Below are 20,321 nucleotides of genomic sequence, written 5' to 3'. Positions count from 1 at the left end.
GGGACGACCCGCCGGGCGCCCTTGTGCCCGTCGGCGCGAAGGTTTTGGGTGGACGGGTTGGTGCCGGCCGGGACCGCGAAGGCTCCGGGCCGGTGACATGGCGGAATCTCAGGAGGATGCCTGCATGTCCGATACGGCGGGCGGCTGTGCCGAGCCGCGTACCCCTGTCACGGAAGCCGAGGTGGAGGCCCTGGTCCGGGGCATCTGCTTCAAGACCGGACCGCCGCGCCTCCTCGGCGTCGAGGTGGAATGGCTCGTCCACGAGCTGCGGGACCCGCGGCTCCCCGTGTCACCCGAACGACTCGAAGCGGCCTACGCCGCCCTGCGGACCGTGCCCCTGAGGTCGGCGCTCACCATCGAGCCCGGCGGCCAGCTGGAGCTGAGCTCGCCGCCCGCCGCCTCCCTGATGGAGTGCGTCGGCACCGTCTCCGCCGACCTGGACGCCGTCCGCGCGGTGCTGCGCGAGGACGGTCTGCTCCTCGCCGGCCTCGGCCACGCCCCCTGGCACCGCCCCCGCCGGTTCCTGCGCGAACCGCGGTACGACGCCATGGAGGCCTGCCTCGACCGCACCGGCCCCGCCGGCCGGGGCATGATGTGCGCCTCCGCCTCCGTGCAGGTGTGCGTGGACGCCGGGTACGAGGAGCCCGGCCCGCTCGGCCACGTACGGCGCTGGTGGCTGGCGCACCAGCTGGGCGCGGTCCTGGTCGCCGTGTTCGCCAACTCCCCGATCGCCGACGGCCGGCCGACCGGCTGGCTGTCCACCCGGCAGCTGCGCTGGGCGCAGATCGGCACCGGCCGGGCGGGCGCCCCCGTGCTGGACGCCGACCCGCGCGGCGCCTGGGCCCGGCACGTCCTGGACGCGCCCGTGATGTGCGTACGGCGTGACGGCGGGCCGTGGGACGTGCCCCGGGGGCTCACCTTCCGGAAGTGGGTCAGGTCCGGCACGCCCGGGCCGCCGACCCGGGACGACCTCGACTACCACGTCACGACCCTGTTCCCGCCGGTGCGGCCGCGCGGCCACCTGGAACTGCGCATGATCGACGCGCAGCCCGGCGACGACGGCTGGATCGTGCCGCTGGCCGTGGTCGCGGCGCTGTTCGACGACCCGGAGGCCGCCGAGACCGCCTACCGGGCGGTGAAGCCGCTGGCCGAGCGGGCCCGCGGCATGCCGGCCCCGCACAATCCGCTCTGGTGGGACGCGGCCCGCGTCGGACCGGCCGACCCGGAGCTGCGCGAGGTGGCCGCCGGCTGTTTCACGGCGGCGCTGCGCGCCCTGCCCCGGCTCGGCGCCACCACCCAGGTGGTCGACGCGGTCGGGACGTACCGGGACCGCTATGTCGCCCGCGGCCGCTGCCCGGCCGACGACCTGCTCGACGAGTTGCGCGCGACGGCCGGCGGCACACGCCCCCGGCCCCCGCACCCGCACGGGAAGGACACCCCCTCATGACCGATCCCGCCCTCGGCGCCGAAGCCCTGCGCGAGCGCGCGGTCGCCTCGCTGATCACCGCGCGGGACCGCACCACGCTGCTCACCGGCTGTGTCGACGGTCCCGAGCTGACCGCCCAGCACTCGCCGCTGATGTCGCCGCTGGTGTGGGACCTCGCCCACATCGGCAACCAGGAGGAGCAGTGGCTGCTGCGGGCCGTCGCCGGCCACGAGGCGATACGGCCCGAGATCGACACCCTGTACGACGCCTTCGAGCATCCGCGCGCCGAACGCCCGGCCCTGCCGCTGCTGCCGCCGGAGGAGGCCCGCCGGTACGCGGCCGACGTGCGCGGCCGGGCCCTGGACGTGCTGGAGGGCGCCGCGTTCCACGGGACGCGGCTGACCGAGGCGGGCTTCGCCTTCGGGATGATCGCGCAGCACGAACAGCAGCACGACGAGACCATGCTGATCACCCACCAGCTCCGGAAGGGGCCGCGGGCGCTGACCGCCCCTGACCCGGAGCCCGCGCCCCTGTTCACGGGCCCGTCCGACGTCCTCGTCCCGGGCGGTCCGTTCACCATGGGCACCTCGGACGAGCCGTGGGCGCTGGACAACGAACGCCCCGCGCACCGGCGCGAGGTGCCGCCCTTCCGCATCGACACCACTCCGGTGACGAACGCCGCGTACCAGGCGTTCATCGAGGACGGCGGCTACGACGAGCCCCGCTGGTGGACCGCCGAGGGCTGGGCCCACGTCCGCCGCAACTCCCTGACCGCGCCGCTGTTCTGGCGCCGGGACGGCCGGCAGTGGCTGCGGCGCCGGTTCGGCGTCACCGAGGTGGTGCCGTCCGACGAACCGGTGCTGCACGTGTGCTGGTACGAGGCCGACGCCTACGCCCGCTGGGCCGGGCGCCGGCTGCCCACCGAGGCCGAGTGGGAGAAGGCGGCGCGGTACGACCCGGCCGGCGACCGTTCGATGCGCTATCCGTGGGGCGACGCCGACCCCGGCCCCGAGCACGCCAACCTCGGCCAGCGGCACTTGCGTCCGGCGCCAGCCGGGAGCTGTCCGGCCGGTGAGTCGCCGCTCGGGGTGCGGCAGTTGATCGGCGACGTGTGGGAGTGGACGGCGAGCGACTTCCTGCCGTACCCGGGGTTCAGGGCGTTCCCGTACAGGGAGTACTCGGAGGTGTTCTTCGGGCCGGAGTACAAGGTGCTGCGCGGCGGTTCGTTCGCCGTGGACCCGGTGGCCTGCCGGGGCACGTTCCGCAACTGGGACCTGCCAGTGCGGCGGCAGATCTTCTCCGGGTTCCGCACGGCGCGCTCGGAGGAGGTCTGATGTGCCGTCACGTGGCGTACGTGGGGCCCGAGGAGCCGCTGGGCGAGCTGCTCGTGCGGCCGCCGTACGGCCTGTACCGCCAGTCGTGGGCGCCCCGGCGGCAGCGGTACGGCACGGTCAACGCCGACGGCTTCGGTGTGGGCTGGTACGCCGAGGGTGATCCGGTGCCGGCCCGGTACCGGCGGGCCGGACCGGTCTGGGCCGACCTGTCGTTCGCGGACCTCGCCCGCGTCGTACGGACCCGGGCGCTGCTCGCGGCCGTGCGGGACGCGACCCTGTCGGGCGCCGACGCGGAGGCCGCGGCGGCGCCGTTCGCCGCCGGGACCTGGCTGTTCAGCCACAACGGGGCGGTGCCGGGCTGGCCGGGTTCGCTCGCGCCGCTGGTGGCGTCCCTGCCCGCCGAGGACGTGCTGTCGCTGGAGGCCCGCAACGACTCCGCGTTCGTGTGGGCGCTGGTGCTCACCCGGCTGCGGGCCGGTGACGAGGAGGGGCAGGCGCTGGCCGACACGGTCCTGGAGGTCGCCGCGGCGGCCCCCGGGGCCCGGCTCAACCTGCTGCTCACAAGCGGCGACACCGTCACCGCGACCGCCTGGGGCGACACGCTGTGGTACCTCACCCGGACCGGCGGCGGCACCGTCGTGGCCTCCGAGCCCTACGACGACGATCCGCACTGGCGCGAGGTCCCCGACCGCACCCTGCTCGCGGCGAGCCCCACCGACGTCCTGCTGACCCCGCTCAAGGAGCCCGGCGACGCCCTGACGCCGGCCGACGCACCCGTACCTTCGAGGGAGCCACGCACGTGAGTCCGTTCCGTCTCACCCGCACCCTGCCCGAGGACGCCGCCGACGCCGCCCTGCGCGCCGACGTCCGCGAGGGCCTGACCGGCAGCCCCAGGACGCTGCCGCCCAAGTGGTTCTACGACGCCCGGGGCAGCGAGCTGTTCGAGGAGATCACCGCGCTGCCCGAGTACTACCCGACCCGCGCCGAGCGCGAGATCCTGCGCACCCGCGCCGGTGAGATCGCCGCGGCGTCCGGCGCCCGCACCCTGGTCGAACTGGGCTCCGGCTCCTCGGAGAAGACGCGGCACCTGATCGACGCCCTGACCGGGCTGCACGCCTACGTCCCCGTCGACGTCAGCGAGAGCGCCCTCGCCCTGGCCGGGCGGGCGCTGGCCGCCGAGCGGCCGGGACTGGAGGTGCACGCGCTGATCGCCGACTTCACCGCCCTGCCGGCCCTGCCCGACACGCCGGGGCCGCGGCTGGTGGCGTTCCTCGGCGGCACCGTCGGCAACCTGCTGCCGGCCGAGCGCGCCGCGTTCCTCGCCTCCGTCCGCGCCCTGCTCGCCCCGGGCGACGCGCTGCTGCTGGGCACGGACCTGGTGAAGGACGAGCGGGTGCTGGTCCGGGCATACGACGACGCGGCCGGGGTGACGGCCGCGTTCAACAAGAACGTCCTGACCGTCATCAACCGCGAGCTCGGCGCCGACTTCGACCCGGACGCCTTCGACCACGTGGCGCTGTGGGACGCCCGGCACGAGTGGATCGAGATGCGGCTGCGCTCCCGTACCGCGCAGACGGTGAAGATCCCCTCCCTGGAACTCGCCGTGGACTTCGCGGCGGGCGAGGAGCTGCGCACCGAGGTGTCGGCGAAGTTCCGCCGGGACGGAGTGCGTGCGGAACTGACGGCCGCGGGGCTGGAACCGGTCCGGTGGTGGACGGACGGGGAAGGACGGTTCGCGCTGTCCCTGAGCGTCGCGCGCTGACGGGAGCGCCGCGCCGCCCTAGTCGAAGGCCAGGGCCTCGGTGATGCGGCGCGCGGCGCGCTCGGCCGCGGTGGCCGGGTCGGCCCCGGTGAGCACCTCGGTCATGTACTCCTTGATCGGGTTGTCCGCCTCGACCGCGGCCCACTGGGGTGTGCCGGGGGTCGCCCGGCCCCGTGCGGCTCCGGCCGCCATGGCCGCGACCCCCTCCTCCCCCGCCACCGACTCGGCGAGTCCGGCCTTGTTGGGGACGTAGTTCATCGTGCGGGCCAGGTCGGTGTTCCACCGGGCGCCGGTGAGCGCGGCCACGACCTCGACGGCGCCCTCCCTGGTGTCGGTCTTGGCCGGGACCACGAGGTCGGACCCGCCGGTGAAGACGGCGCCGGGCTTGCCGGCGGTCCTGCCGGGGACGGGGAAGTAGCCCAACTCGTCCGCCAGGCCCGGGTTCTGCTTGAGGATGGCGCGCGCCAGTCCCGGTACGGCCACGATCTGCGCCACCTCGCCCCGCGCGAACACGTCCGCCTGCGGCGGGTGTTCCTCGTCGGCGTCGACCGGTCCGTCACCGAGCGCCTGGAGCCGGCGGTAGAAGTCCATGCCGCGCAGCGCCGCCGGGCCGTCCAGCGTGCCCCGCCAGACCCCGTCCCGTTCCTCGGCGAGCTCTCCGCCCTCCTCCCAGATGAAGCCGGCGAGCGTGTACCAGTCCTGTCCGGCGAGGTAGACGCCCTGGTTGCCGCCGGCGTCGAGCTTCTCGGTGAGGTCGAGCCACTCGTCGCGGGTCTTCGGCGGGGCGGCGACGCCGGCCTGCCGGAAGAGGTCCTTGCGGTAGATGACGACGCGGTTGGCCGCGTACCAGGGGATGCCGTACTGCTGGGAGCCCCACCGGCCGGGCTCGGCGAGGCCGGGCAGCCAGTCGTCGCGGCCCCAGTCGCGCAGGGACTCCAGGGTGAGGTCGAGCAGCCCGTCGCCCTCCGCGTAGGTGGCGACCTGGGTGTTGCCGACCTCGATGACGTCGGGGCCGTCCTCCTCGTCCGACTCCAGCGCCTTCTGCACCTTCTCGCCGATGCCGGTCCACTCCTGGACGCGGATGTCGAGGTCGAGTGCGGGGTGTTCGCGCTCGAACTCCTCGGTGAAGCGGTCCAGGTACTCCTGCGAGGCGCTGTGCCGCATCAACCACACGGTGACCGTGCTCCGTTCGGCGTCGCCGGGCAGCAGCCCACAGCCGCTGAGCAGGGAGGCGGACACACAGACGAGGGCGGGCAGACGGCGTCTCACGAGGGGTCCTGTTTCGGTCCGGCGGACAGGGCGGGGCCCGACGTGGGGGGCGAGCGGTGCTCGGACGGGTGCTCAGCATCTTGGTATGGACCAATGCGTAGGTCAAGGCCGTCGGGCGAACAGGGCCGACGCCTCGCGCTCCGCCGCGGGGTGGGGCACGGTGGAATGACGTGAGAGGAGCAGCCGCATGTCGAATCACACCTACCGGGTCACGGAGATCGTCGGCACCTCGCCCGACGGCGTCGACCAGGCCGTACGCAACGGCATCGAACGTGCTTCGCGGACCCTGCGCAATCTGGACTGGTTCGAGGTGACCCAGGTGCGCGGCCAGATCGAGGAGGGGCGGGTCGCGCACTGGCAGGTGGGGCTGAAGGTCGGCTTCCGGCTGGAGGAGTCGGACTGAGCCGGGGCGGGGCCGGGCCGCCGCTCAGGTGCGCCCTTCCCGCTCCTGCGCGTCCGCCAGCTCCCCGGACGGGGCCGTCCAGCGGGCGAGGACGACGGTGAAGCCGGCTTGCCGGGCGTCCCGGCAGACCAGCTCGTCGTCGTCCACGAGCACGCGGACGTCCCGGGTGCGGGCGAGGCGGCGCAGGACCGCCAGTTTGGTGCGGCGGGCCGGCCGGCGGTCGGCGTCGCCGCGCATGTGCACGTCCCCCGCGGGCAGCTCCTGGGCCGCGAGCCAGTCCAGCGTGTCGCGCCGGCAGCGCTCGGGCCGCCCGGTGAGGTAGACGATCTCGCACTCCCGCGCGCTCTCCCGGACCAGTGCGACGCCCTCGGCGAGCGGCGGATCCTGCGGCGCGGCGGCGAAGAAGGCGTCCCAGTCGCGCGGCCTGCGCGCCAGGAAGCGCTGCCGGTGCGCCGTGTCGGCGAGGGTGTTGTCGAGGTCGAACACGGCCGGCGGCCGCTCGTCGCGGTCGGTCACACCGCCCAGCGTAGACGGGGAGCGCGCGGAATCCTGAGCGCCGCCGGGTGTTGAACCGGGTATGAGTTCCGCGATCTCCTCGGCCCGCTTCTCCGTACTCGACCGTTCCCGCGTCCGTGAGGGGCACACCGGCCCCGAGGCGCTGCGGGACACCGTCGGCCTGGCCCGGGAGGCGGAGCGGCTCGGGTACCACCGGTTCTGGGTCGCCGAGCACCACGGGGTGCCGGGGGTCGCGGGGTCGGCGCCGACCGTACTGGCCGCCGCCGTCGCCGGGGCGACCCGCACCATCCGCGTCGGCACCGGCGGGGTCATGCTGCCCAACCACCGGCCGCTGGTGGTGGCCGAGCAGTTCGGGGTGCTGGAATCGCTGTTCCCGGGCCGCGTCGACATGGGCCTGGGCCGCTCGGTCGGCTTCACCGACGGGGTGCGCAGGGCGCTGGGGCGCGGCAAGGACGACGCGGAGGACTTCGCGGCCCAGCTCGACGAGCTGCTCGGCTGGTTCCGGGGCACCTCCCCCACCGGGGTGCGCGCCCGGCCCGCCGAGGGGCTGACCGTGCCGCCGTTCGTGCTCGCCATGGGCGAGGGCGCCACGATCGCGGCCCGCGCGGGTCTGCCGATGGTCATCGGCGACCTCCGCGACCGGGACGGGGTGCGGCGCGGCATCGACCGCTACCGCGAACGGTTCCGCCCCTCGCAGTGGGCGAGCGAGCCGTACGTGGTCGTCTCCGGCACGGTCGCGGTGGCCGGCACCCCCGAGGAGGCCCGGCGGCTGCTGATCCCGGAGGCCTGGTCGATGGCGTACTCCCGGACCCACGGCAGTTTTCCGCCGCTGCCGCCCGCCGAGCGCGTCGAGACGCTCTCCCTGAGCGCCAAGGAGCGCGGCTTCTACGAGTCGGGGCTCAGCGGTCACCTGGCCGGCACCGAGGAGGAGGTGGCGCACCGGCTGGAGACGGTGCTGGAGGAGACCGGCGCGCAGGAGGTGCTCGTCACCACCAGCACCCACGACCGGGAGGCGCTGCTGGACTCCTACCGGCGGCTCGCCGCGATCGCCGGGCTGGACGGCGGCACGGCGACGCGCCGGTGAGACGGCACCGGCGCGCGCTGGGGGTCGGGGGCGGTCCTACTCGCGGCCCCGCCCCGGGGCGTCGCGGCCACGGCGGCCGGACTCCTCGTCCAGCTCCGTCTCGGCCTCGATGCGCTCCTTGCGGACCTGACCGCGGACGGTCTCGTCGGCGGTCTTCTCCTCCGTGGTCATCCGGACCCGCTCGACCGGCACCGCCTCGGTCTCCACGACCGGGCGCTCCTCGTACAGCGTGACGTCGTGCTCGTCCTCCTTGAAGGCCGGACCCGACATGGCCTCGTCGCGGTTGGCGTCCGTGATCGGCTCGCGCTCCACGCGGACCTCCTCGTGGCGCACCGGCACGGTCTGCTGGACCTCCTCCGTGACGACGTACTTGCGCAGCCTGGCCCGTCCGGCCTCGTGCCGCTCGACGCCGACGCGCATGTGCTCCTCGGAGCGGGTCATGGCGTCGTCGCCGTGCCCTCGGGTCCGGGCCTCGCTCCGGCTGCCCGCGGCAGCCGCGGTTCCGGCGGCGTCCGGCGCCGTCCGGGAGGTGTCGTCCCGACGGCCGGCCATGCCCGCCGTGCCCGCGGCTCCGGCGGCTCCCGCCGTACCGGCCGCGCCCGCGCCGGGAGACCGGTCGCGTTCGCCGGGTTCGGCCAGCACGGAGTCCCAGTCGATGCCGTAGTAGTCGTACAGGCGGTCTTCCTCTTCCACCGACAGGTGGCCGCCCGCGTCGATGTCGACGTTGGGCGCGCCCTTGATCTTGTCCTTGGGGTAGGGGACCTCGAGGTGGTCCTTCACCAGGGCGGCGTCACGGATGGGGACGAACGACTCGCTGGAGCCGAACATGCCCGTTTTGACGGTCACCCACTCGGGGCGTCCGCTGGCGTCGTCGAGGAAGACGTGCTTCGCGTCGCCTACCTTGTTCCCGTCCCCGTCGTAGACGGGGTGATCCAGCAGGATCGAGATCTCTTCGCGGGTGATCATCTTCCATCACCCTCCTTTCGGAAGTCGCCCCTCACTGGTTCTCCCGGATCCCTCACCGAAAACAGTACGAAAGCGACAAAAGGTACTTAATTTTCCGCAGTGCTCACTCGTGGTGGCCGCCCTCGTGCCCCGCCACCGCCTCCGGCTGCGCCGCGCGCGCCAGGGAACGGCGGTCGAGGTGGCTCCCCGGCGGGAGGGGAGGCCGCACCTCGACCTCGGCGACCACTCCCCGGGCCGACGCCACGCGCCACAGCGAGGCGAGGAGCGTGTCGTCGCCGACGAAGGCCGGTGCGGTGGCCGGGGTCCCGCGCACACCCCGGTAGCCGATGCGCACCGGCTGGACCGGGACCCGGGCGTCCAGCGCCGCCTGGAAGACCGCGCGGCGGAAGTGCCCCCGGGCCCGGCCGCACCAGGTGCTGCCCTCCGGGAACGCCGCGACCGCCGCACCGCCGCGCAGGACCCCGGCGAGCGCGGCGACCGTGTCCGGCAGGGCGCGCAGCCGGTCACGGTCGATGAACAGCACGCCACCGCGCGCCGCCAGCGCCCCCGCCACGGGCCAGCGCCGTATCTCCGTCTTGGCCAGCATCCTGGCCGGACGGACCGCCGCGAGCAGCGGCACGTCCAGCCAGGAGATGTGGTTGGCGACGAGCAGCAGTCCGCCCGTGGGCACGGCGGCCCCGTCGATGCGGACCCGGACACCGGCGGCCCGTACGATCCACCGGCACCACCGGCGCACCGCGCCCGCCGGGATCCGCCGCCCGAGCGGGAGCAGCGCGATCCCGGCGAGGACCAGCAGGCCCACCGCCGTCAGCCGCAGCACCGCCAGCGGTACGGCCGCCGCGGACGCCGTCGGTTCCACACAGCCCCGCGGGGTGCAGGGCGCGCCCGGCTGCCAGACGCTCACCGGGCGGGGACGAGGGAGAGGAAGTGCCGCAGGTAGCGGGGGTCGACCCGGTCCATCGGCAGCAGCACGTAGAAGTCGGCGACACCGAAGTCCACGTCGTGCGCGGGCTCGCCGCAGACCCAGGCGCCGAGCCGGAGGTAGCCGCGCAGCAGGGCGGGCAGGTCACCGGGGGCGGCGGGCGCCGAGGTCCTCGGCAGCCAGGGCAGCAGCGGGCGCACCCGGTACTCCTCCGGCGCGAGGTGCCCCGCCCGCACCCGGTCCCAGGTGGCGGAGGCGAGCGCGCCCCCGTCGGCGAGGGGGACGGAGCAGCAGCCGGCCAGCCAGGCGTGGCCGCGGTCGGTCATGTAGCGGGCGATGCCGGCCCAGATGAGCCCGATGACCGCGCCGTCGCGGTGGTCGGGGTGCACACAGGAACGGCCGACCTCGACGAGGGACGGCCGTATGGCGTCGAGGGCCGACAGGTCGAACTCCCCCTCCGCGTACAGCCGTCCGGCGATACCGGCGCGCTCCGGCGGCAGCAGCCGGTAGGTGCCGACGACCTGGCCGCCGGCCTCCTCCCGCACGAGCAGGTGGTCGCAGTACGCGTCGAAGGGGTCGACGTCCAGCCCCGGCTGCGGGGTGGCCAGCAGAGCGCCCATCTCCCCCGCGAAGACCTCGTACCGCAACCGCTGGGCGGCACGCACGTCCTCCTCGTCGCGGGCGAGGGTGACGGTGTAGCGGGTGGGGGTGGCGGGCCGCGGGTGGTCGACGGTCAGTACGCCGGTCATGGCTCTCTCCTGATCACGCACCGGAGCGGGAGTGGGGACACTCCTGTTCTTCCGATCCGGGTTGGCGTGTACGTGACCGGAGCCGGGAGTGCGGATGTGGAGATGCTGAATGCCAGGAGCGGAAAGCGAGACGGGGCCGGAAGGAGCACCTCTCCCGGCCCCGTCCGTCCGCACCTTCGGCGAACGTTCGGTGAGGCGCCCCGACGGGGGCGCGGACGTGACATCGTGCGGCTCCGCCGCGCGGGCGCGACGCACCGCGACGCGGTGCTACCGCTTGCCCGCCCTGCGGGTGGCCCGCAGCCACTCCCTGTTCATCCCCGTGATGGAGGTGAGCGGGATGCCCTTGGGACATGCGGTCGCGCACTCCCCCGCGAGGGTGCACCCCCCGAATCCCTCCTCGTCCATCTGCGCCACCATGTCCAGCACCCGCGTCTCCCGCTCGGGCGCCCCCTGCGGCAGCACGTTGAGGTGGTTGACCTTCGCCGACGTGAACAGCATCGCCGCCCCATTGGGGCACGCCGCGACACACGCCCCGCATCCGATGCACTCGGCGTGCTCGAACGCCAGGTCCGCGTCCGGCTTCGGCACCGGCGTCGCGTGCGCCTCCGGCGCGGAGCCCGTCGGCGCCGTGATGTAGCCGCCGGCCTGGATGATCCGGTCGAAGGCGGACCGGTCGACCACCAGGTCCTTCACGACCGGGAAGGCGGATGCCCGCCACGGCTCGACGTCGATGGTGTCGCCGTCCTCGAAGGACCGCATGTGCAGCTGGCAGGTGGTGGTGCGCTCGGGCCCGTGGGCGTCGCCGTTGATGACGAGCGAGCAGGCGCCGCAGATGCCCTCGCGGCAGTCGTGGTCGAAGGCGACCGGGTCCTCGCCCTTGAGGATGAGCTCCTCGTTGAGGGTGTCGAGCATCTCCAGGAAGGACATGTCGGGTGAGATGCCGTCCACCTCGTACGTGGACATGGCGCCGTCGGCGTCGGCGTTCTTCTGCCGCCAGACGCGCAGGTTGAGCTTCATGCGTAGCTCCGCTGGGTGGGGTGGACGTACTCGAAGACCAGGTCTTCCCTGTGCAGGACGGGAGCCTCGCCGGTGTCGGTGAACTCCCAGGCGGCGGCGTAGGAGAACGCGTCGTCCCGGCGCGCGGCCTCGCCGTCGGGGGTCTGGGACTCCTCGCGGAAGTGGCCGCCGCAGGACTCGGAGCGGTGCAGCGCGTCGAGGCACATCAGCTCGGCGAGCTCCAGGTAGTCGACGACGCGGTTGGCCTTCTCCAGCGACTGGTTGAACTCCTCGCCGGTGCCCGGGACCTTGATGCGCCGCCAGAACTCCTCGCGGATCTGCGGGATCCGCTCCAGGGCCTTGCGCAGCCCGGAGTCGGTGCGGGCCATGCCGCAGAACTCCCACATCAGCTCGCCCAGTTCGCGGTGGAAGGAGTCCGGGGTGCGGTCGCCGTCCACGGCCAGCAGCAGGTTGAGCCGGTCCTCGGTCTCGGCCAGCACCTCCTGCACCACCGGGTGTTCGCCGGTGACCTCGTCCTGGTGCGGGTTGCGGGCCAGGTAGTCGTTGACGGTGGCCGGGAGGACGAAGTAGCCGTCGGCCAGACCCTGCATCAGCGCGGAGGCGCCGAGGCGGTTGGCCCCGTGGTCGGAGAAGTTGGCCTCGCCGATCGCGAACAGGCCCGGGATCGTCGTCTGCAGGTCGTAGTCGACCCACAGGCCGCCCATCGTGTAGTGCACGGCGGGGTAGATCCGCATCGGCACCCGGTACGGATCCTCGTCGGTGATCCGCTGGTACATGTCGAAGAGGTTGCCGTACTTCGCCTCGACCGCCTCCCGGCCCATCCGCTTGATCGCGTCCGCGAAGTCGAGGTAGACGCCCTGCCCGCCGGGACCGACGCCGCGGCCCTCGTCGCAGACGTTCTTGGCGGCGCGGGAGGCGATGTCGCGGGGCACCAGGTTGCCGAAGGAGGGGTAGATGCGCTCCAGGTAGTAGTCGCGCTCGTCCTCGGGGATCCGGTCGGCCGGGCGGGTGTCGCCCTTGGCCTTCGGCACCCAGATCCGGCCGTCGTTGCGCAGCGACTCGCTCATCAGCGTCAGCTTGGACTGGTGGTCGCCGGTGCGCGGGATGCAGGTGGGGTGGATCTGGGTGAAGCAGGGGTTGGCGAAGTACGCGCCACGCCGGTGCGCCCGCCAGATCGCGGTGGCGTTGGAGTTCATGGCGTTCGTCGACAGGTAGAAGACGTTGCCGTAACCGCCGCTGGCGAGGACGACGGCGTCCGCGAAGTACGTGTCGATCCTCCCGGTGATCAGGTCCCGGGCGACGATGCCGCGGGCCCGCCCGTCGACGACGATCAGGTCGAGCATCTCGGTGCGCGGGTGCATCTCGACGTTGCCGGCCGCGATCTGCCGGCTGAGCGCCTGGTAGGCGCCGAGGAGGAGCTGCTGGCCCGTCTGGCCGCGGGCGTAGAAGGTGCGGGAGACCTGGACGCCGCCGAAGGAGCGGGTGTCGAGCAGCCCGCCGTACTCGCGGGCGAAGGGCACGCCCTGGGCGACGCACTGGTCGATGATCTCGACGGAGATCTGCGCGAGGCGGTGGACGTTGGACTCGCGGGAGCGGAAGTCGCCGCCCTTGACGGTGTCGTAGAACAGGCGGTGGACCGAGTCGCCGTCGTTGCGGTAGTTCTTCGCCGCGTTGATGCCGCCCTGCGCGGCGATGGAGTGGGCGCGGCGCGGGGAGTCCTGGTAGCAGAACTGGACCACGCGGTAGCCCTGTTCGGCGAGCGTGGCGCCGGCCGAACCGCCCGCGAGGCCGGTGCCGACGACGATGACGGTCTTGCCGCGCCGGTTGGCGGGGTTGACCAGCCCGGCCTCGAAGCGGCGCTTGTCCCAGCGCTCGTGGACCGGTCCCGCGGGGGCCTTGGTGTCGGCGACCGGCTCGCCGGTCGTGTACGCGGTGTAGGAAGTCATGGTCAGCTCACCACTCCGGTCATGACGCCCACGGGGACGGCGAGAAAGCCGGCCGTGAGCAGCAGCGCGAGGGCATGGGCGATGGTCTTGAGGGCGCGGTCGCGGGTGCGGCTGCCGACGCCGAGGGTCTGGGCCGCGCTCCAGAAGCCGTGCCGGATGTGCAGGCCGACGGCGAGCATCGCGACGATGTAGATGACGTTGCCGTACCAGGTGGAGAAGGTGTCCACGACGTTCTGGTAGGGCTTGCCGGTCTCGAAGCCGCCGGAGTGCACGGTGCCGGTGGTCAGGTCGAGCAGGTGCCAGACGATGAACAGGGCGAGGATGACGCCGCCCCAGCGCATGGTGCGCGTGGCGTAGCTCGTCCGCGCCTTCTTGTGGACGTACTTGTCGGGGCGCGCCCTGAGGTCGCGGCGGCTGAGCTGGTAGGCGGAGACGGCGTGGGCGATCACGGCGACGACGAGGACGACGCGGACGATCCACAGCGTCCACTCCTCGTGCATGAACGGCTCGCCGACCGTGCGCAGCCAGTGGGCGTAGTGGTTGAACTCGCCCGCCCCGAAGAAGATCTTCAGGTTCCCGATCATGTGGGCGACCAGGTAGAGCAGCATGACGATGCCGCTGACCGCCATCACCGTCTTCTTGCCGACGGTCGAGTCCCACACGGTGCGTGCCATGGACGGCCGTCGGTCCGTCCGCGTTGCCAGAGCCATGTCATCAGACGCTAGGGCCGAAAGGCCCCATCGGTCCAAGACATGGTCCGGCTCGTTCCGATAGGAAAAGCCTATGCTGGGTGCGTGCAGTTCCAGCAGCTCCAGTACTTCGTGGCCGTCGCCGAGACCCGGCACTTCACCCGGGCCGCGGAGCTGGTCCATGTCGCGCAGCCGTCGCTGTCCCAGCAGATCAGGGCGCTGGAGCGGGAGCTGGGGGCGGATCTGTTCCGGCGGGCGCGCGGCAACATCACGCTGACCGACGCGGGCGAGGCGCTGCTGCCGCTGGCCCGGCGGATCCTCGCCGACACGGACACCGCCCGGCACGAGGTGCAGGAGGTGGCGCAGCTGCGCAGCGGGCGGGTGCGGCTGGGCGCGACGCCGAGCCTGTGCACCGGACTGCTGCCGGACGTGCTGCGCGCCTTCCACGACCGCTACCCGGGCGTCCGGCTGCTGATCGAGGAGGGCGGCTCGCACGACCTGGTACGGGAGCTGGCCCGCGGCGCCCTCGACCTCGCCCTGGTGGTCCTGCCGCTGCCGACGCCCTCCCCCGCGCTCACCACGGTGGAACTGCTGCGCGAGGACCTGGTGGTCGTCTCCTCCCCGGACGCCCCGCGGCCGGGGCGGGGCCGGCGCGCCGTGCGCATCGCCGATCTGGAGGGCGAACGCCTGGTGATGTTCCGGCACGGCTACGACCTGCGCGAGCTGACCGTGGCGGCGTGCCGGGCGGAGGGCTTCGAGCCCGGATTCGCGGTGGAGGGCGGCGAGATGGACGCGGTGCTGGGCTTCGCACGGGCGGGGCTGGGGGTGGCGGTGGTGCCGCGGATGGTGGCCGCGCGGTCGGGGCACGGGCTGCGGGTGACTCCGCTGGCGCGGCCGGGGCTGTACCGGACCATCGCGCTGGCCCACCGCAGTGATGTGGCTCCGCCTCGGGCCGCGCGGGAGTTGCAGCGGATGCTGCTGGAGCGCTGACGCGGGGGGCGCGTGGGGGCTTCCTCGCCCCCGCCGCCCCTTCCCTTCCCGTCCCCGGGGGCTTCGCCCCCGGACCCCCGTGCGCAGTTCCCCGCGCCCCTGTAGGCCCGTGCCCCTTCAGGGGACCGGGGTGCCCTGGTGGTAGTACATGCGCCGGTCCCTCCGGTCGTCGTGCTTGCGCCAGAGGGAGCTGCGGCGGGCCCGGTGACCGTCGAAGCGGGTCTCGTACGTGAGGTGCACCGGGCCGGGTGCGAGGAGGACGCCGGTGATCTCCGACGGTTCGTACACCGGGCCGCCCGGGTGGTCGCACAGCTCGGCGAGCGTCTCTTCGTACGTGTAGCGCCGGCCCGAGGCGCCCACCTCGGTGAACTCCGGGTCCGGCAGGCGCACCACCTCGGCACGCGAGGAGCGCACGGCCGGGTCCATGAGCCGCAGCTCCCCTTCGACCGCCGCCCTCACCGGACCCCTCTCCCGGTCCGTCCCCACCTGGTCCTTCTCCGTCCGTGAGAGCTTCCCCCAGGGGCGCGGGGCAGGCGCCTGTGCGGCTCCGCCGCGTGGGCGCGGTCAGCCACGCCCCACCCGCAGCCGCCGTACGGCCCATACGCCCCGCGCCGCTGGGCGGCTAGCCCGTCGCGTCGACGAGGGCCAGCTCGTGCAGGCGGTCGGGCGGGCCCGGGCGGGCGTAGTACCAGCCCTGGGCCGTGTCGCAGCCGAGGAGGCGGAGTTGTTCGGCCTGGGCCCCCGTCTCCACGCCCTCCACCGTCACCGCCAGGTCGAGGCTGTGCGCCAGGGAGACGATCCCCTCGACGATCTTGAGGTCGACGGGGTCGGCCGGGAACTGCTGCATGCTCTGGGTGAAGGAGCGGTCCAGCTTCAGGACGCTCACCGGGAGCCGGCGCAGGTTGGCCAGGTTGGAGTAGCCGGTGCCGAAGTCGTCCAGCGCGATGTCGACGCCCATCTCCGCCAGCCGGCGCAGCGGCTTCAGCAGATCGTCGTCCGCGCCGATCAGCGCCGACTCCGTCACCTCCAGGCACAGGGCGTCCGGCTCCACACCCGTGCGCTCCAGGATCTCCACCGTGTCCTGGACCAGTCCGGGATGCGTGAGCTGACAGGGCGACAGGTTCACGTTGATGCGCAGCGGCCCGAGCGCCTCACCGCCGTGCCGGTCCCGCCACTCACGGGCCTGCCGCACCGACTGCTCCAGCACCCAGCGGCCCAGCGGAACGATCAGCCCCGTGTGCTCGGCGAGCGGGATGAACCGGTCCGGGGACAGCACCCCGTGCTGCGGGTGCAGCCAGCGCACCAGCGCCTCCGCGCCCCGGACGCTGCCGTCGCCGAGATGCACCAGCGGCTGGTACTCGATGAAGAACTCGCCCCGGTCCAGGGCCGTCGGCAGCGCCGTGGTGAGCCCGTGCCGGGTGATGGCGCGGGCGTCGGCCTCCGGGTCGGCGAGCTCGAACCGGTTGCCGCCCGCCGACTTGGCCCGGTACATGGTGATGTCGGCGCTGCGCAGCACCTCCGCCGCGCTGCGTTCCCCGGCGGGTCCCTCGACGATGCCGATGCTGCCGCGCACGGTCAGCTCCCGGCCGTCCACGCTGATCGGGGCGAGCAGCGCGTTCATGATGCGCGCGGCCAGCTCGTCGACGGTGCGCTCGGTGTCGGGGCCGGTGGTCAGCGCCACGAACTCGTCGCCGCCGAGCCGGGCCACCATCTCGCCGGACGCGGTGGCGCAGGCCTGCAGCCGGTCGGCGACCTCGACGAGCAGCCGGTCGCCGGCCGCGTGCCCGAGGCTGTCGTTGACGGTCTTGAAACCGTCCAGGTCGAGGTAGCACAGGCCGAACCGCCGGCCCTCCCCGGCGCCCAGCGCCTTCTCCAGCCGCTCGAAGAAGAACGTCCGGTTGGGCAGCCCGGTGAGCGCGTCGTGGGTGGCCTCGTAGCGCAGCCGGAGGTTGAGCAGCCGCCGCTCGGTGGTGTCCTCCATGAGGGCGAGCTGGTACTGCGGGTCGCCGTCGGCGTCGCGCAGCAGGGACACCGTCAGGTTGGTCCACAGGACCGTTCCGTCAGGGCGGTAGAACGCCTTTTCCAGGTGGTAGTGCTCGCGCTCGCCGCTCACCAGCTCGTCGTAGAGCCGCCAGGTCTGCGGGGCGTCGTCGGGGTGGACCCACTCCTTGACCTTGCGGCCGCGCAGGCCCTGCTCGGACAGGCCGAACATGCGCCGCAGCGCGCCGTTGACCTGCAGGACGTTGCCCTCCAGGTCGGCGATGCCGATCCCTATGGCCGCGCCCTCGAACACCGCCCGGAACCGGGCCTCGGTGGCGTGCAGCGCCTGCGCCACCACGCCCTGGGCCTCCAGCGCGGCCTGCGCGATGGCCTCCTGCTCGGCCAGCGTCCGCTCGCGCAGCGCCTGCGCGAACCCGGCGGCCATGGCGTGCTGGAGCCTGCCGGAGCGCGCCCGCAGGTCCTCCCGGTCGCCGTCCCCGCCGCAGTACAGGACGAGATAGGCGTCCACGCAGTCCAGGGTCCGGCTGAGCGCCTCCGGGTCGGTGCAGTGCGCCTCCACCAGCGCCGCGCCGGCCGTCCGGCCCGCGTCCGGGTCGAACGACCGGGCCCGCAGCGCCTCGCTCAGCAGCCGGGCCAGCGGCAGCAGCAGCTCCTCGAACTCCGGGCGGGTCGCCGACGTCGAGGTCACCGGGAAGACCGCCCGGCTCCAGATCGTCGCGAACCGGCGCAGTCTGTCCTCCGGCCCGTCCGGCTCCGCGCTCACGCCGTACGCCCCACGCCCGCGAAACCGGAGAACGCGTAGGGATCCTCGTCCTCCGGCGCGGTGTCCGGCCGCCACCGCGGCATCGGCACCAGTCCGGGTTCCACCATGTCGTACCCCTCGAAGAACCGCGCGATCTCGTCGCGCGTGCGCATGATCAGCGGGTTGCGAATGTCCTGATACACGCCCACCGCCCCCTCGGCCCGCTCCGCCGGCAGCGGGATCCCCTCGTACGAGGCGTGGGTGAGCACGAGCATGCTGCCGGGCGCGAGGGCCTGGCGCAGTTCGCCCACCGCCGCGTACGGGTCGTCCGCGTCTTCCACGAAGTGCAGTATGGCAACGAGGAGCAGCGCCACTGGCCGATTCAGGTCGATCAGCCGCAGCACTTCGGGGCTGTCGAGGATCTCCCGCGGCTTGCGGAGGTCCGCGGCGACGACGCCCGCGCCGTCGTCGCCCTCCAGGACGGCCTGGCTGTGCGCCACGGCCACCGGGTCGTGGTCGACGTACATCACCCGTGCGTCCGGCACTGCGGCCTGCGCCACTTCGTGGACGTTGCCGAACGTCGGGATGCCGGAACCGATGTCCAGGAACTGGGTGACGCCCTCACCAACCGCGAAACGCACCGCTCGCCGCATGAAGGCACGGTTCGCCTGCATGATCTTGGGCAGGCCCGGCAGGAACTCCATGGCCCTGCGGGCCGCTTCCCGGTCGACCTCGAAGTTGTGCGAACCGCCCAGGTAGTAGTCGTACATCCGGGAGACGCTGGGCACCGAGATGTCGATGCTCCGTGGGGCCCAGGCGGGACGCTCCATGTATCTCTCCAGGCGTAGGCGATCCGGTGTTCGAGCAGAGGCTACTGATCGCCGGTCAAAGGAGCGACCCCAAACGGAAATTGACCGTCCGTTCCCGGTCACTGCCAGGGGCACGTGCCTGTTCGGCTCCCCCGGGAAAGCGTGACGACATGTGTCCACGGCATCCCGGAGAGTCCCGACGCGCCGAGAAGTGCGCGGAGAAGGGTGCCGATCATTCCCCGGGCGCCGGTGAACCACGGCACAACGGTCCGCCCCTCCGCGGTTCGCGGAGGGGCGGACACGGGGCCGGCGGCGTCCGGAGTGGACGACACCCTGGGAAGGTCGTTACTTCTCCGACGCGCCGACCGGCTTTCCGTCGGGCCGCACGGCGTACCAGGTGCCGCCGACGCCCTGACCGTTGGTGTCGCCGGGAGCCTTGTCACCGGCGAAGGTGTAGATGGGCCAGCAGTTGATCGTCTGCTGCTCGGCGCCGTCCGGGCGGGTGAAGGTCATGTAGCCCTTCTTCTGGATGCCCTTGGTGTCGTCGAAGGCGACCGGCGACACCGCCGGCCATTTCTCCAGGCAGGCGCCGGTGCAGGCCGAGACGGGTTTCGGCCAGGCCTCGTCCTTCATGAAGCGGTAGACGGTCATGCCGTTCCCGTCGACGACGATCTCGCCCAGCTTCGGGTCCTCACGGGTGGACAGCCCGGGCTGGTCGGCCGCCTGCGCCTTCTTGCCCTCGGGGTTCAGCGCGTACCACTTGCCGCCCACGCCCTGGCCCTTGACGTCACCGGCGTTGACGTCCTTGACGTAGCGGTAGGCCGGCCAGCCGGCGACGGTGAGCTGCTTGGTGCCGTCGGCCCGGGCGACCTCCCCGAGCAGCGACTCGTCGATCCCCTCGCCGGCCGTGGCGTCGTCGGCGGGCACCGGCGGCCAGGTCTTGGCGCAGTCGTCCTCGCAGTTGGAGGCGGGCGGCTCGGCGGTGTCCTGGTCGAAGCGGTACAGGGTCAGACCAAGGCTGTCGGTCACCAGCTTGCCCAGCTCGGCGTTGGTGGAGACGTTCAGCTCGCCCGCCGTGTCGGCGGGGCTCGCCGGCGCCTGCGCGCCGCCGCCTCCCGCCTGGCCCGCGTCGATGCTGCCGACGTCCCCGGCCCCGGCCGTGGCGCCGACGTTCTGGCTGGAGGCGGGCGGCGGGCTCTCCTGCCCGCACGCCGTGGTCAGGGCCAGCACCGCCGCGGCGCTCGCCACCAGTGAGGCGCTCCGCCAGGAGGTCTTCATCGTCAACTCCACATCATCGCAAGGGTCGTGCAGCGCCCTGCTGTGCCGCCGCTCGACGATGGGTACGCACGGAGGCACGGGTCGTGTTCAACGGTGTCCCGGATTTCTTTCGTTAACTCCTTCGGGGCAATCACCGGGATCCCGGGCGTGGCCCGGCGGCGCACGACTCATGATCTTCGTCGTGCAAGCACTCGTATCGACCCAATCCCACGCCGCGGCACGCGCGTTGGCCGTGGCGACGCTGATCTGGACGATCGTCGGCGCACCCGGCACGGCCGTGGCCGACGCCTGCGCGTACGCCTCGGCGGGACCGGGCGGCACGGAGGCGGTGGCGGTCGCGGGACACGTCACCTGGACCGACCCCCCGTTCTGCTCACCGCCGCCGCCGTCCCCCACGCCCACGCCCACACCCCCACCC

The 20,321-nt window shown here is 73.2% G+C and carries 19 protein-coding genes and 1 pseudogene; 8 read left to right on the top strand and 12 right to left on the bottom strand.

From position 1 onward, the window contains the following. Nucleotides 1-124 precede the first annotated feature (124 nt). Genes egtA through egtD form a run of 4 tightly spaced genes read left to right on the top strand, consistent with a single transcriptional unit; the run spans nucleotide 125 to nucleotide 4,522 of the window. Nucleotides 125-1,447 (top strand): ergothioneine biosynthesis glutamate--cysteine ligase EgtA, encoded by a 1,323-nt coding sequence (gene egtA / locus ADK41_RS10875; protein ID WP_030821535.1) that lies wholly within the window; start codon nucleotides 125-127, stop codon nucleotides 1,445-1,447. Further along, on the top strand, nucleotides 1,444-2,760 hold the full coding sequence (gene egtB / locus ADK41_RS10870; RefSeq protein WP_030821537.1) for an ergothioneine biosynthesis protein EgtB: 1,317 nt from the start codon (nucleotides 1,444-1,446) through the stop codon (nucleotides 2,758-2,760). The genes egtA and egtB overlap by 4 nt, the downstream gene beginning before the upstream one ends. Then, on the top strand, nucleotides 2,760-3,563 hold the full coding sequence (gene egtC, locus ADK41_RS10865) for an ergothioneine biosynthesis protein EgtC (protein WP_030821539.1): 804 nt from the start codon (nucleotides 2,760-2,762) through the stop codon (nucleotides 3,561-3,563). The genes egtB and egtC overlap by 1 nt, the downstream gene beginning before the upstream one ends. Further along, the gene (egtD, locus tag ADK41_RS10860) at nucleotides 3,560-4,522 is read left to right on the top strand and encodes an L-histidine N(alpha)-methyltransferase (protein WP_030821541.1); all 963 of its coding nucleotides are present in this window, start codon (nucleotides 3,560-3,562) and stop codon (nucleotides 4,520-4,522) included. Before egtC ends, egtD begins: the two co-directional genes overlap by 4 nt. A gap of 18 nt (nucleotides 4,523-4,540) precedes the next feature. Here the strand turns inward: egtD and ADK41_RS10855 are convergent, their stop codons facing one another. Further along, nucleotides 4,541-5,791 carry an extracellular solute-binding protein gene (locus ADK41_RS10855; protein WP_030821543.1) on the bottom strand — a complete coding sequence of 417 codons (1,251 nt, stop codon included), beginning with the start codon at nucleotides 5,789-5,791 and terminating at the stop codon, nucleotides 4,541-4,543. A gap of 187 nt (nucleotides 5,792-5,978) precedes the next feature. Between ADK41_RS10855 and ADK41_RS10850 the strand changes: the two genes are divergently transcribed. Continuing rightward, entirely contained in the window at nucleotides 5,979-6,194 is a 216-nt protein-coding gene (locus ADK41_RS10850) for a dodecin (RefSeq protein ID WP_030821546.1), read from the top strand. Nucleotides 6,195-6,218: 24 nt separating this feature from the next. Here ADK41_RS10850 and ADK41_RS10845 read toward each other — a convergent pair whose 3' ends face one another. After that, the gene (locus tag ADK41_RS10845) at nucleotides 6,219-6,710 is read right to left on the bottom strand and encodes an LNS2 domain-containing protein (protein WP_030821548.1); all 492 of its coding nucleotides are present in this window, start codon (nucleotides 6,708-6,710) and stop codon (nucleotides 6,219-6,221) included. 61 nt (nucleotides 6,711-6,771) lie between these two features. Between ADK41_RS10845 and ADK41_RS10840 the strand changes: the two genes are divergently transcribed. Further along, nucleotides 6,772-7,794, top strand: coding sequence for an LLM class flavin-dependent oxidoreductase (locus ADK41_RS10840; RefSeq protein WP_030821550.1), 1,023 nt, complete (start codon nucleotides 6,772-6,774; stop codon nucleotides 7,792-7,794). Between the two features lie 36 nt (nucleotides 7,795-7,830). Here the strand turns inward: ADK41_RS10840 and ADK41_RS10835 are convergent, their stop codons facing one another. The 6 genes from ADK41_RS10835 to ADK41_RS10810 all read right to left on the bottom strand — a co-directional run bounded on the left by ADK41_RS10835 (nucleotide 7,831) and on the right by ADK41_RS10810 (nucleotide 14,068). Beyond that, nucleotides 7,831-8,760: a DUF2382 domain-containing protein gene (locus tag ADK41_RS10835; RefSeq protein WP_030821553.1), complete on the bottom strand. Its 930-nt coding sequence runs from the start codon at nucleotides 8,758-8,760 to the stop codon at nucleotides 7,831-7,833. A 103-nt stretch (nucleotides 8,761-8,863) separates the two neighbouring features. Further along, nucleotides 8,864-9,664, bottom strand: a complete 801-nt coding sequence (locus ADK41_RS10830) for a lysophospholipid acyltransferase family protein (RefSeq protein WP_030821556.1) — start codon at nucleotides 9,662-9,664, stop codon at nucleotides 8,864-8,866. After that, a complete protein-coding gene (locus ADK41_RS10825) occupies nucleotides 9,661-10,431 on the bottom strand; it encodes a GNAT family N-acetyltransferase (RefSeq protein ID WP_030821558.1) in 771 nt (256 codons plus the stop codon). The genes ADK41_RS10830 and ADK41_RS10825 overlap by 4 nt, the downstream gene beginning before the upstream one ends. 267 nt (nucleotides 10,432-10,698) lie before the next feature. Continuing rightward, nucleotides 10,699-11,448 (bottom strand): succinate dehydrogenase/fumarate reductase iron-sulfur subunit, encoded by a 750-nt coding sequence (locus ADK41_RS10820; protein WP_030821560.1) that lies wholly within the window; start codon nucleotides 11,446-11,448, stop codon nucleotides 10,699-10,701. Beyond that, nucleotides 11,445-13,394: a fumarate reductase/succinate dehydrogenase flavoprotein subunit gene (locus ADK41_RS10815; RefSeq protein WP_030821563.1), complete on the bottom strand. Its 1,950-nt coding sequence runs from the start codon at nucleotides 13,392-13,394 to the stop codon at nucleotides 11,445-11,447. Before ADK41_RS10815 ends, ADK41_RS10820 begins: the two co-directional genes overlap by 4 nt. Before the next feature lie 2 nt (nucleotides 13,395-13,396). Then, nucleotides 13,397-14,068: a succinate dehydrogenase gene (locus ADK41_RS10810; RefSeq protein WP_030821566.1), complete on the bottom strand. Its 672-nt coding sequence runs from the start codon at nucleotides 14,066-14,068 to the stop codon at nucleotides 13,397-13,399. Nucleotides 14,069-14,188: 120 nt separating this feature from the next. Between ADK41_RS10810 and ADK41_RS10805 the strand changes: the two genes are divergently transcribed. Continuing rightward, nucleotides 14,189-15,073, top strand: coding sequence for a LysR family transcriptional regulator (locus ADK41_RS10805; protein WP_030821568.1), 885 nt, complete (start codon nucleotides 14,189-14,191; stop codon nucleotides 15,071-15,073). 117 nt (nucleotides 15,074-15,190) lie between these two features. Here the strand turns inward: ADK41_RS10805 and ADK41_RS10800 are convergent, their stop codons facing one another. From ADK41_RS10800 to ADK41_RS10785, 4 genes are all read right to left on the bottom strand, one after another. Then, complete coding sequence (locus ADK41_RS10800) at nucleotides 15,191-15,499, bottom strand: DUF4440 domain-containing protein (RefSeq protein ID WP_051843018.1); 309 nt, start codon at nucleotides 15,497-15,499, stop codon at nucleotides 15,191-15,193. 196 nt (nucleotides 15,500-15,695) lie between these two features. Next, nucleotides 15,696-17,837: a putative bifunctional diguanylate cyclase/phosphodiesterase gene (locus ADK41_RS10795; protein ID WP_030821572.1), complete on the bottom strand. Its 2,142-nt coding sequence runs from the start codon at nucleotides 17,835-17,837 to the stop codon at nucleotides 15,696-15,698. Beyond that, nucleotides 17,834-18,646, bottom strand: coding sequence for an SAM-dependent methyltransferase (locus tag ADK41_RS10790; RefSeq protein WP_030821578.1), 813 nt, complete (start codon nucleotides 18,644-18,646; stop codon nucleotides 17,834-17,836). Before ADK41_RS10790 ends, ADK41_RS10795 begins: the two co-directional genes overlap by 4 nt. Before the next feature lie 324 nt (nucleotides 18,647-18,970). Beyond that, nucleotides 18,971-19,903, bottom strand: a complete 933-nt coding sequence (locus ADK41_RS10785) for an SCO0930 family lipoprotein (protein ID WP_030821580.1) — start codon at nucleotides 19,901-19,903, stop codon at nucleotides 18,971-18,973. Between the two features lie 181 nt (nucleotides 19,904-20,084). On the opposite strand from ADK41_RS10785, the pseudogene ADK41_RS41635 reads away from it, so the two are divergent. Continuing rightward, nucleotides 20,085-20,321: pseudogene (locus tag ADK41_RS41635) on the top strand (hypothetical protein); the annotation flags it as partial.

The organism is Streptomyces caelestis (assembly GCF_001279005.1).
Lineage (GTDB): Bacteria > Actinomycetota > Actinomycetes > Streptomycetales > Streptomycetaceae > Streptomyces > Streptomyces heliomycini.
This window is presented reverse-complemented; position numbering and strand designations above follow the sequence as displayed.